Annotated in this window: 6 protein-coding genes; 3 read left to right on the forward strand and 3 right to left on the reverse strand. The window is 67.9% G+C overall.

Going from position 1 to position 12,079, the window contains the following annotated elements:
* Positions 1-8: 8 nt before the first annotated feature.
* Positions 9-1,766: a sulfite reductase subunit alpha gene (locus tag HF886_RS15095; RefSeq protein ID WP_169652754.1), complete on the reverse strand. Its 1,758-nt coding sequence runs from the start codon at positions 1,764-1,766 to the stop codon at positions 9-11.
* Positions 1,763-7,258 (reverse strand): glutamate synthase-related protein, encoded by a 5,496-nt coding sequence (locus tag HF886_RS15100; RefSeq protein WP_169622432.1) that lies wholly within the window; start codon positions 7,256-7,258, stop codon positions 1,763-1,765. The genes HF886_RS15095 and HF886_RS15100 overlap by 4 nt, the downstream gene beginning before the upstream one ends.
* Before the next feature lie 376 nt (positions 7,259-7,634).
* On the opposite strand from HF886_RS15100, the gene HF886_RS15105 reads away from it, so the two are divergent.
* Positions 7,635-9,059: an aldehyde dehydrogenase family protein gene (locus tag HF886_RS15105; protein ID WP_169622433.1), complete on the forward strand. Its 1,425-nt coding sequence runs from the start codon at positions 7,635-7,637 to the stop codon at positions 9,057-9,059.
* 90 nt (positions 9,060-9,149) lie between these two features.
* Here HF886_RS15105 and HF886_RS15110 read toward each other — a convergent pair whose 3' ends face one another.
* On the reverse strand, positions 9,150-9,446 hold the full coding sequence (locus HF886_RS15110) for a chorismate mutase (RefSeq protein WP_169622434.1): 297 nt from the start codon (positions 9,444-9,446) through the stop codon (positions 9,150-9,152).
* Positions 9,447-9,886: 440 nt separating this feature from the next.
* Here HF886_RS15110 and HF886_RS15115 point away from each other — a divergent pair, with 440 nt between their 5' ends.
* Positions 9,887-10,702 (forward strand): hypothetical protein, encoded by an 816-nt coding sequence (locus tag HF886_RS15115; protein WP_296551536.1) that lies wholly within the window; start codon positions 9,887-9,889, stop codon positions 10,700-10,702.
* A gap of 100 nt (positions 10,703-10,802) precedes the next feature.
* Positions 10,803-11,987, forward strand: coding sequence for a thiolase family protein (locus HF886_RS15120; protein ID WP_169652756.1), 1,185 nt, complete (start codon positions 10,803-10,805; stop codon positions 11,985-11,987).
* Positions 11,988-12,079: the final 92 nt, after the last annotated feature.

A 12,079-nucleotide genomic window follows, 5' to 3' on the forward strand; every position in this document is an offset into this window, starting at 1 on the left:
CTCCGGAGTCAGTAGGCGTCGCGAACGTACCGCTTCTCCCGTTTGAGGGCGGTGACGTACTCGGCGGCCTGCTCCGGGCTCATCCCACCGTGCTCGGCGACGATCGCGTGGAGCGCGGCGTCGACATCCTTCGCCATGCGGGAGGCGTCACCACAGATGTAGAAGTGACCGCCTTCCTCGAGCCACGCGAACAGCTCTGCCCCGTGTTCTGTCATGCGGGTCTGCACGTAGATCTTCTCGGCCTGGTCGCGGGAGAACGCGAGGTCGAGCCGAGTGAGTACTCCCGACGCTGTGAACTCGGCGAGTTCGTCCTCGTAGATGTAGTCACAGTCGCGGCGCTGATCGCCGAAGAACAGCCAGTTCTTTCCGGTCGCGCCGCGCGCACGCCGCTCCTGGAGGAATCCGCGGAACGGGGCGATGCCGGTGCCCGGCCCCACCATGATCATCGGTGCGGTGTCGTCGGACGGGACACGGAACGCCTTGTTCCTCGTGACGAAGATGCCGACGGTGCCGTCGCCGACGCGGTCCGCGAGGTAGGTGGAGCACACCCCGTGGCGTTCACGGTCGTCGTCGCCGTACCGCACCGACGCGACGGTCAGGTGTACCGAACCGTCGCACGCGTTCGGACTCGACGAGATCGAGTACGCACGGTGCTGCAGCGGCCGCAACAGCGACAGGAACTCCTCGGCCGACAGTTCCGGCGCGGGTTCGAGCAGCAGCACGTCGAGTATGTCGCGGCCCCACAGCCATTCGTCGAGTGCGGCCTTGTCGCCGTGCCGCAGCACATACGTCAATTCCTCGTTGCGGGTGCGCTTCTCGATTTCCTCGAGCAGGTCGACCGTCGGCGCGGTGATCTCGAAGTCGTAGGTCAGCAGATGCGTGAGGGTGCTGCCGAAACCGGCGGGCACGACGGAACCGTCGAGGCGCAACCGGTCGAGCAGCGCCCGCACGAGCGCGGGGTCGTTGAGGGGGACGACGTTCAGCGCGTCGCCGGCCTCGTACTCGATGCCCGACTCGCCGAGCGCGAACTCGTAGTGCCGGATCTCCTTTGCCGAACCCGCACCCGACAGCACCCGGTTGGTCGTGAGCGTCGCGGGGTAGGGGTTCTTGCGGGTCCACTGCGACTTCGGACGTGCCGGTGCCGTCGGTGCGGGTGCGGCGGGCGCACCCGGCCCCACGATTCCCTCGACCGCCGCGACGAGCGGCATCGTCTCGCTGATCCACGCGGCGGCGGCATCCTCGAAATCGACGTCGCAGTCGACGCGCGGGACGATGCGCTGCGCTCCGAGTTGTTCGAGACGGGTGTCGAGCAGTTTGCCCGCCTGGCAGAAGCCGTCGTAACCGGTGTCGCCGAGCGCGAGGACCGCGAAGTGCATGCGCTCGAGCCGCGGGGCCGACTCCGCGGACAGAGCGTCCCAGAACAACTCCGCGTTGTCGGGCATCTCGCCTTCGCCGTACGTGGAGGTGACGATCAGGACGTGCCCGGCCGAGGCGAACCGGTCGAGATCCATATCGTCGAGTGCACACACCACCGGAGCGAACCCGTGCGTGCGCGCCGCGGCGGCCGCGTCCTCGGCCACCGCTTCGGCATTGCCCGTCTGCGAGCCGTAGAGCACATGCAGCACGGGCGCCGCACCGGCGGTTCCGGCATCGTCGGCGGGACCGCCGGAGAACAGCCGGGTCTGCATACCGGCGAGGAAGCCGGCGAGCCACGACCGCTGGTCGTCGGTGAAGGGCGCATCGAGTGGGATGAAAGGAGTTGTCACGCGGGGACTCCCATCGTGGAGGCGAGGACGTTCGGCACGGCGTTGCGGGCGAACAGTTCTTCGTAACCGGGCAAACGACCGATCGCGTCCAGATTCTTGCGGCTCTGCAGGAGAATCCAGCCGTATGTTCCGGGGGCGTCGACCGAACGGACATTGCGCAGTGCGAGCGCCTGCTTGTAGTCGCCGAGTCGCTTGTCGGCGACCAGCACCGCCAGTTGCTCATCGGAGTGATCGGCGATCGCGGCGAGTGCGTACCGTTCGAGCTTCGCGACGAGGAAGAAATCTTCGGTCAGCAGCAGATTGCGCGCAGCCTTCTGCACCGCCGGATCCGAGACGTCCGACGCGCCCGGAACCTTCTGCAACGCCATCTCCTGCGCGGCGGCGAGCACCGTGTAGTTGTTCAGCAGCGCATACATCGTTTCGGTATCGGTGCCCGACGGGGTCAGTCCACCGGCGACGGGCGCACCCGAGCGGTAGCTCTCCTTGAACTTGCGAACCTGATGGGCCACCAGCGCGGACGCAACCTCGGAGGCGAGTTCCCTGCGCGACGCGGCGGCCAGGATCTCGTCGGCGTCCTGGTACTGCAGCAGTGCGCGCGGCATCCCGTAGGCGAAGTGGTGTTGCTCGGTCTGCCAGTTGTCCAGCAGGAACCGCGCTTTCACAGATCCGGTCGACTCGACGTGCAGGTGCAGCAGCCGAAGCACCGCGGCGCTGTGCAGCGCGGCCTGCGGATCGTCTCCGGTGATGGACCCGAGCAGGATCGAGTCGGCGCTGGCCTTGGCGGGCAGCAGTCCGTCCGGGTCGTACTGGTAGACGAAACCGCCGGACATGCCGTTGCCGAGTCCCTTGCCGAATCCGCCGAGGTTGAGTACCGCACCGTTGGTCATGTACTCGCAGGCGAAATCGCCGACACCCTCGACCACGGCCGTCGCGCCGGAATTGCGGACTGCGAAACGGTCACCTGCCTCGCCTTCGACGAGCAACCGGCCACCCGTCGCCCCGAACAGGGCGAAATTGCCGATGAGTACGTTGCCGCCGCGCTCATCGCAGCCGCCGCCGGGGGAGCGCAGGACGATCTGCCCGCCGCACTGACCCTTGCCGACACCGTCGTTCGCGGTGCCGATGTGCTCGAGGTGCATACCGTCGTTGCAGAACGCGCCGTACGACAAGCCCGCCGATCCGGTGGTGGTCACGGTGACGGTGCCGTCGCGCAACCACCCGCGTCCGCGCTCGTCGCGCAGCACGGACGGAAGGTCGTCGAGATCGTCGTGGTTGAGCATCCGCTCGATGTCGATCGCCAACTGCGCGCCGACGCTCTTGTTGTTGTTCGTCAGGCGGACCCCGTCGCCGAGAGTCACGGTGCTCTCGCGTGCCTCGATCAGGGCCTCCCGCAGCCGGACGAGCCACGCGTCGTCGAGCGAGTAGTCCTTCTCCAGGTAGACGGGGTTGTCGACGCGAACCTCGGGCAGGACCGTGAGCATGGCGCGCAGGTCGAGCTGCCCGATGCTCGAGGGGTGATCGAGCAGGTGCAGCAGGTCGGCGCGGCCGCGGGCATCGCGCAGCGAGCGCAGGCCCAGCCGGGCGAGCACTTCGCGCGTTTCGTGGGCGATGTTGAGCAGGTACTGCGCCATCGCGCGCGGGTCGCCGTCGAAGACCTCGGGATTGGTGGTCAGTCCGGCGGGGCACTTGACGTTGCAGTTCTTCGCCATGACGCATCCGAGCATCATCAGTGCGGTGGTGCCGAACTCGAAGCTGTCGGCTCCCAGCATCGCGGAGACGATGACGTCCGACGCCGTCTGGTGCGCACCCGAACACCGGAGCACGACCTTGTCCCGGAGTCCGTTCGCGGTCAGGGCCTGATGAACTTCGGCCACGCCGATCTCGGCGGACCGGCCCGCGTACTTCAGGGACGTCACCGAGGCGGCCCCGGTGCCGCCGGTGTTACCCGCGACGTTGATGACATCGGCGCCGGCTTTGGCGACGCCGACGGCGATCGTGCCGATACCTTCCGAGGACACCAGCTTGACGACGACGCGCACCCGGGCGGCCTTGCAGTCGTGGATGAGCTGCGCGAGGTCCTCGATGGAGTACGTGTCGTGGTGTGGCGGAGGCGAGATCAGTTCGACACCCGGGGTCGCACCACGGGCGGCCGCGATCTCGACGGTGACCTTCTTCGCGGGAAGCTGGCCTCCTTCACCGGGTTTGGCACCCTGCGCGATCTTGATCTCGATCTCCTCGAGCATCGGATCGGCGAGGTACCCGGCCCAGACACCGAAGCGGCCCGAGGCGAACTGCTTGATGCGGGAACCGCGAATCGTGCCGTATCGCGAGATGTGTTCGCCCCCTTCGCCGCAGTTCGACATGCCACCGACCATGTTGGTTCCGTGCGCGACGGCTTCGTGCGCGTTGGAGTTCAAGGCGCCGTGGCTCATCGCACCCGAGGCCAGGGCGCGGGTGATCTCGTGTGCGGGCTGCACCTGATCGAGACGCACCGCCGCCGGAGCCTGACGGACCAGACTCAGGTAGTCGGCGGCGTCACCGACCGCGTGCACGGTGAGAGTGTCGCCGTAGCAGCGGTGCGAGACGATGGCGTCGCCGAACCGCGCGACGAGAGACCGGCCGAGCGCTGCGGGCCGGGTGTGGTCGTCGGCGAGCGGTCCGGTCAGCCGGAGCACGAACTCGTTCTCGCCCACGCGGGCCGCGGCCAGGCCGCGCACGCGCATCGAGTTGTTGCCGTACCGCGAGAACCGCCCCATCTCTTTGTGGAAGTCGTCGGTGGTGACCGCGTAGGTGATGTCGGACGGCAGGGCGAGGACATCGCGCAACGCGGCGGGGCGGCGGGAGCGCTCCTCCGCCATGGTCCGCGCGAATGCCCGGTAGCCGGGGGTGATCTCGAAGGAGTCGATTTCGGCGTCGGTCAGTGCCCGGAAACCGCCGTAGCGGTACGCCTCGTCGTCGAGACCGTGTGCGTCGGAGAGGCGGTGCAGCGGCAACAGGCGCAGCGAGTCCGTCAGGTCCGGCTCGGCCTCGCGCACGGCGGGCACGGCGAGGGGTTCTTCGGTCATGTCGACGAATCCGCGCACGGCGGTGGTGCCGAACGAGTGTCCCGCCCCTTCGGCGCGTTCCTTGAACAGGCCGAGCAGGGGGACGTCCGCCTCGGACTCGACGGCCGCTGCGCGTCGATGCCAGTCGGCTACGGCTTGGGCGACGGTGGTGAACCCGACGCCTCCCACCGGGGTGGCCACGTTCGGGAACCAGCGGCGGAGCACCTCGTCGTCGGTGTCGAGGTAACTGGGCTCGAAGAACTCACCGCCGATGTACGACTCGACGGTGCACAGCCCGACCCTGCCCATCGTCTTCATCAGCGACTTCTCCGCGGCCTTGCGGAACTTCAGGAACGCGAGGTCGGCTTCGTCGCCGTACTTCTCCTCCGCGCGCATCTGCACGGTGAGCGGGTACACCGCCGCAGCGCCGAAACCGAGGGTCGCGGCGATGTGGTGCGAGGAGCACAGCTGACCGGACTCGACGATCACCGACACGCGCAGGCGCACGCCGTCGTCGATGAGTCGTTGGTTGACCGCGGCGATCGCGAGAATCATCGGCAGCGCGGCGCGGTCGGTGGCGACGTGCCGGTCGGTGAGGACTGCGATGCCGCCGGACTCCCGCGCGAAATCGGCGATGCGGTCGGCAACCCCGTCGATCGCGGCGGCGAGTTGAGCGGCGTTGGCCTTCGTGTCGTCGAAAACCGGGGTGTAGAGCATCTCGAAGCGCCGCACCGGGGTGTCGGTCTGCTCCCGGATCCGAAGCATCTCGAGGTGGGTCAGGATCGGGGTGGGCACCACGATCTGGGTCGCGGTCGACGACGGTGCGCCGCTGCCGGGGCGTGCCCCCAGCGCGACGCGCAGGGTCATGCCGTCGGCCTCACGCAGGGAATCGAGCGACGGGTTCGTCACCTGGGCGAAGCGCTGCGAGAAGTATTTGGCGACACCGCCTTCCTGATCGGACAGGGCGTTGATGGCGTTGCCGTACCCCATTGCGGAGATCCGTTCCTGACCGGATGCGAGCATCGGGTCGAGCATGAAACGGAACGACTCCTGGTTGAGTGCGTACGAGACGTACCGCTGGTGCCGCCCGAGATCGCCGTTGTAGCGCAGCGGTGAGCCCGCCTTTTCCGCGGGGACGGGCGGGAGCGCCTCGATCTCACGTCGTGCGGCATCCACCAGAATCGAGTAATCGCGCTCGGCCGCAAGTAGTTCGAGCGCTTCGACGGTGCCGTACGAGCGCCGGGTGCGATGGTCGAAGTACAGCATGCCGCCGGCCTCGATGCGTCCGCGGCGCAGTACCGTGCTCGGCGCGAAATCGAACTGGCCGGCCTCCGACGTGACGGCGAGGTAGTCGGCGGTCTCGACGGACCGCAGCGGGCGCAGGCCGAGGCGGTCGAGACGTGCGCCGACCACGGTGCCGTTACCGAAGATCAGCGCCGCAGGACCGTCGTTCTTCTCCTCGTAGAGGGAAAAGAACTCGAGCATCGCACGTACCTGCGGGGACAACGTGGTGTCGTTCTCCCACGCCGGCGGCATCATCTGCACGACGGCGGTGACCAGGTCGAGACGGTCGAATGCGATCCGGGATGCGAGCGTCTGGTCGAAACGGCAACTGTCGGACTGGCCGGGAGGCCGGACGATGTCGCGGCCCATCGCCCGGGCCAGCGCACCCTCGAACAAACGATTCTTGCGGTCGGTGTTCAGTTCACCGTTGTGCGCCATGAGCCGGAACGGCTGCGCCATCGTGGGGTGCGGGTCCGTGTTGGTGGAGAACCGCGTGTGGAAGAACAAGGTGTGGACCGAATGCCGCGGATCCGTCAGGTCCCGGAAATAGGGGATGACCTCATGGGAGTTCAAGCGTCCCTTGAGAACCTGGGTACGGCAACTGAGCGAGAGCGGATACAGCCCCGTGAGATCCGGATCGGGGTACGCGCGCGCCTCGACATCGAGGAGCACGTCGTGCAGGAGGCGGTCGAACTCGTCGGCCGACGCGCAGGTGCCGGGGCGGGTGAAGATCCACTGCCGGATCGGCAGTTGGTACCGGACCGCGGCGGCGCGCAGCACGCTGTCGTCGACCGGGACGTCGCGCACCGCGAGGACCGGGATTCCGGCGTGGGCGAGTGCCGCCGAGATCAGGCTCTCGGCAGCCGCCCGGGCCGCGTCCTCGGAGGGGAGAAAGAAGTTGCCGACGCCGAAATGATCTTGCTGCAGCGGTGTTCCGGCGATCGCGGAGAAGAATTCCACCGACAGGTCCACGTTGACGCCGGCCCCGTCGCCGACCCCCTCCGCGGACATGCCGCCCCGGTGCGGGACCACGCAGAGCGCCTCGTGCCCGCGAGTGAGGATGTCGTGGGTCCGCACACCGTCTTTGCGGGTGATGAAACCTACGCCGCAGCTGCTCTTGTCGAGACTGCTGTCGTACAGCCCGGTGTTGTCGGCGTTCGTCAACGGAATGCCCTCCTCGGCGGATCGAGTGCGACGTCGTCCGACAGTGAGGGACGCGAAGGGGGAGGCGAAGATTCGCACTGATCCGCGATCGCACAGAGCTCTGCCGGAGACGGTGATGAAAGGCAGACGACGTTGTCCGGATGTGCCGAGCGATGCGACGGTGGAGCGCGCGAGCAGCGAAACAAATTGTAGCCTACGTGTTAACGCCGTGTTCGGCGCCGTGCATCACACCCGCCGTGCATCACACCCGCCGCGCTCACCTCCGGATGTCCCGCCCGGCAGCGCGGGCACCGATCCCGTCGAACAGCCGGCCCACCGACGCGACTTCCTTCGATACGCTGCGCCGGAGAGACGCACGACACACACGGAGGCGCGCATGACCGACATTCTGGACCGCACGCAGATCTACATCGACGGACAGTGGGTGGCATCGGACGGGCCCGGGCGCATCGAGGTCCGCGACCCCGCAACGGAAGAGGTCATCGCCGAGGTGGCCGAAGGAACCGCCGGCGACGTCGATCGGGCCGTGGCCGCTGCCAGGGCGGCATTTCCCGCGTGGTCCTCCCTCAGCGGTGCGGCGCGCGGCGCCCACCTCGAGAAGATCTCCGCCCTCGCGAACGAGCGTGCCGCGGACCTGACCGCGACCGTCTCCCAGGACATGGGGATGCCGATGAGGCTCGCCGCCGCGGTCCAGGTGGGTATGCCACTGAAGAACATCGCGAGCTATGCGGCGCTGGCCGCGGACTACGAGTTCGACGACCGGCAGATCGGCAACGCACTCGTGGTGCGCGAACCGATCGGGGTCGTCGGCGCCATCACGCCGTGGAACTACCCGCTGCACCAGGTGGTCCTCAAGGTGTTCGCGGCACTCGCGGCCGGATGCACCGTGGTCCTCAAGCCGACCGAGGTGGCGCCGCTGGTGACCTACGCGCTCGCCGACATCGCGGACGAGGCCGGTCTGCCGCCCGGGGTCTTCAACGTGGTGAGCGGATACGGTCCGGTCGTCGGTGAGGCCATCGCGGCGCACCCGGACGTCGACATGGTGTCGTTCACCGGTTCGACCCGCGCCGGTAAGCGGGTCGCGGCGGTCGCGGCGGAGACGGTGAAGAAGGTCGCGCTCGAACTGGGCGGCAAATCCGCCAACATCATCCTCGACGACGCGGATCTCACCGCGGCCGTCGCCGACGGCGTGAGCAAGTGCTTCCTGAACTCCGGCCAGACCTGCACAGCCCTGACCCGCATGCTGGTCCCGGCCGAGCGAATGCCGGAAGTCGCCGCGCTCGCCGAGCAGGTGGCACGGAAATTCACCGTCGGACACCCGGGCGACGCCGCATCGAAGCTCGGCCCGCTCGTGAGTTCGACGCAGCAGGCGCGTGTGCGGGCGTACATCGACACGGGCGTCGCCGAAGGCGCAGAACTGGTGCTCGACGGCCGCGACACCGGGCTCGGCACCGGATATTTCGTCGGCCCCACGATCTTTTCCGGAGTCACCGAAGAGATGACGATCGCCCGCGAGGAGATCTTCGGGCCCGTGCTGTCCATCATGGGCTACCGCGATGAGGACGACGCCGTGCGTATCGCGAACACCAGCGAGTACGGCCTGTCCGGAGGCGTGTGGTCCGCCGACCCGCAGCGTGCCGAGGCGGTAGCGCGCCGGATTCGGACCGGTCAGGTCTACATCAACGGGGGAGCGTTCAACACCGACGCCCCGTTCGGCGGCTACAAGCAGTCCGGCATCGGCCGGGAGGGCGGCGTGTTCGGTCTCGAAGAGTTCCTCGAGATCAAGACAATCCTGCGTTGATGCAGCCCGGTCTACCGCGCAGATGACGGCTCCCGGCACGACGCAGCCCCCGCACCGTGGGTGCGGGGGCTGGAAGTGGCGTGACGGGTCTCAGCGTCGGCGCGTGCGCCCGAGGCGCAGCAGCGTCATCGCGAGCGTGTTGCCGTCGGCGCCGAGTTCGTGGAATCGGTCGAGAACCGCCATCTCCTCGGCCTGCGCCTCGCGGGTCGCGCCGGACTTCTTCGCGACAGCACCGATGCGTTGTGCCAGCTCGGCGCGTCGCTTGATGACGTCGAGAATCTGGGCGTCGAGCTCCTGAACCTGTTCGAACAACGTCCCCAGTTCAGCTTCGGTCGTCGACGCTGCGCCCTGGGTGCCGATGCCAGGCGAATCAAGCTGGACAGTCATGCAGACTCCTCCGGTCTCGTCTGAATCGTCAGAGATAATGTCGTGTTCCTCGCCGGAGGTGTTACTCGGCCATACCAAAAAATCTCCGGAACCCGTATTCGCCCCTGTTCCGACCCCCTGAAAACGCCGTGTGAACTGGCGTAACACTACAACTGACCAGTAAGTATGGTAATCGTCACATTCTCGCCTGCCAACCGAATTGCCGACCGCGAGACCCTTCGCCGTCCGTGGCTCCCCGGATCACCGACCCGCGGCGGCGCCTACCCGTTCAGGTAGCGTCGGGCTCCGACCGGCGCGGGCCGGGGGCGTCGGGGCTCCTGGCAGACCCGGAGGGGAGACCGATGCGACGAACATACGTTCGGCGGGGTGAAGACGGAGAGGCCGACAGCATTCGGACGGCTCCGGAACGCCCCCCCGAATGGCCGACGCAGAAATGGAACGTGCCGGCGACCGTGGCGACGGGAGCCGCTGCACTGACGGGGCTCGGTGCGCTGTGGGGAGGGTTGCGAGCTGCGGAGTCCGGCGCCGGAGGCGAGTCGCGATTCTTCGTGATTCTCGCGGTGCTCATGCTTCTCACCGCGTTGTTCGGAGCGGTGTACTGGTGGCCGGAGCGACGCGAGCCGAAAGTGCGGTACACGGAGACCTCCGGTCGCGGAACCACCGAGGTGCAGGCCCGCACGGCCGTATTCCTGCTGCTGGTCGCCATGGTCGGATGCGCGGCGGCACTGTCGCTCGGTGCCGCGGTCGAAGTGCTCGTCACCAACGGTGGTGTACCGCTGGTCAGCGTCGTGCTGGCAACGCTCGGGTCGGTCTGCGTCGTGTTCCTCGGAGAAGTGGCACTCGGCAGGATCCGCGCCGGAGCGCTGACACTCGGCCCCGACGGGATCAGGCACCGCGGCTGGTTCGTGGAGTCGTATCTGCCCTGGGTGTCGGTGGCGCGCCTCCGCGCCGTTCATCACGGTTATCCCGAAATGTGGGTGGAGGGCACCGAGACCGCCGCGTGGGCACGTCGCCGGACGAGCAAGATCTTCCGCCTGGAATCGATACCCGCCTCCCCGCGGATCGTGGTCGACTCCCGGCGCTTCGATATCGACGCCTCGCTCCTGTATCGCGTTCTCGAGCTCTACGTGGGGCGCCCGGACATGCGTGCCGAACTCGGTACCCCGGATGCGGCGACCCGCGTACGCAGCGGTGACCTCGCTGCTCCGGAGAAGAAGGACGGTAGCGATGGCGGGCACAGGCACCCGGTGTCGTAATATCCGTCACGGATTTCCCTCGTGCGACCAGGCCACATCGGATTGCGGTTCGGAGCGTCGGCGTCGCGGACAACGGTGTTCGATCAGATAGGACGAGAACATGAGTACTCCGGAACCGATCGTCATCATCGACGGCGCACGTACGCCGATCGGTAGCTTCGGTGGCGCCTTCAAGGATGTGCCCGCCCACGAACTCGGCGCCACGGCTGTGCGCGAGGCTCTGAAGCGTGCCGGGGTGGCACCGGAGGACGTCGACGAAGTCATCATGGGATGCATCGGCCAGGTCGGGGCGGACGCCTACAACGCGCGCCGCGTCACCCTCGCCGCGGGACTGCCGGTCGAGACACCGGCCCTGACGGTCAACCGCTTGTGCGGCTCCGGGCTGCAGGCCGTGTGGTCTGCGGCGCAGGAGATCCGCTGGGGCAGCGCCGACATCGCCGTGGCGGGTGGCGACGAGAGCATGTCGCGCATGCCGTTCTACGACTTCGGTGCGCGCAACGGCTACAAGCTCGGCAATCGTGAGCTCGTCGACGGCACCGTCGGCATGCTGACCGACCCGTTCAGCAACCTCCACATGGGCGTCACCGCGGAGAACGTCGCCCGCGAATACGGCGTCGACCGCGACCAGCAGGACGCCTTCGCTGTCGAATCGCAGCGCCGTGCCGCGACCGATGCCGCCAAGGCCGTGTTCGCCGAAGAAATCACCCCGGTGGAGATCGGTGGGCGCAAGCCCGTCACCGTCACCGAGGACGAGCATCCCAAGCCCGGCACCACCGTCGAAACACTCGGGAAGCTGCGCGCCGCCTTCACGAAGGACGGCACGGTGACCGCCGGTAACGCGTCGGGCATCAACGACGGTGCCGCCGCGCTCGTGCTCGCGCGTGAGTCGGCCGCCCGCGAGCGCGGACTCGAAGGCTCCGTGGTTCTCGAGGCCGTCACCACCGCCGCGATGGACCCGCAGCTCATGGGCTACGCGCCGACCTTCGCCCTGCGCAAGCTGTTCGAGCAGACCGGCACGTCGCCGGCCGACATCGGCACCGTCGAACTCAACGAGGCGTTCGCGTCGCAGGCGATCGCCGTGATGCGCGACGCCAAGCTCGATCCGGAGAAGACGAACCCGTACGGTGGCGCGATCGCCCTCGGTCACCCGGTGGGAGCAACCGGCGCCATCCTCACCCTGCGCGTCGCGAAGGACCTCGTTCGCCGCGACCTCGAGCTGGGCATCGTCACCATGTGCATCGGTGGCGGGCAGGCTCTCGCGGCTCTGCTGCGCCGCGTGAACTGACGAGCGCGTGAACTGACGACACCGCCACACAGTGGGACCGGGGCCGAGCGACGAGATCGCCCGGCCCCGGCCCGTGTCACGGCCGGGAAGAG

Source organism: Rhodococcus sp. 105337 (genome assembly GCF_012844225.1).
GTDB lineage: Bacteria > Actinomycetota > Actinomycetes > Mycobacteriales > Mycobacteriaceae > Rhodococcus.

Coding starts and splice junctions, on each gene's coding strand:
- HF886_RS15110 (WP_169622434.1), bottom strand. CDS start 9,446: ATGACTGTCCAGCTTGATTCGCCTGGCATCGGCACCCAGGGCGCAGCG.
- HF886_RS15105 (WP_169622433.1), top strand. CDS start 7,635: ATGACCGACATTCTGGACCGCACGCAGATCTACATCGACGGACAGTGG.
- HF886_RS15120 (WP_169652756.1), top strand. CDS start 10,803: ATGAGTACTCCGGAACCGATCGTCATCATCGACGGCGCACGTACGCCG.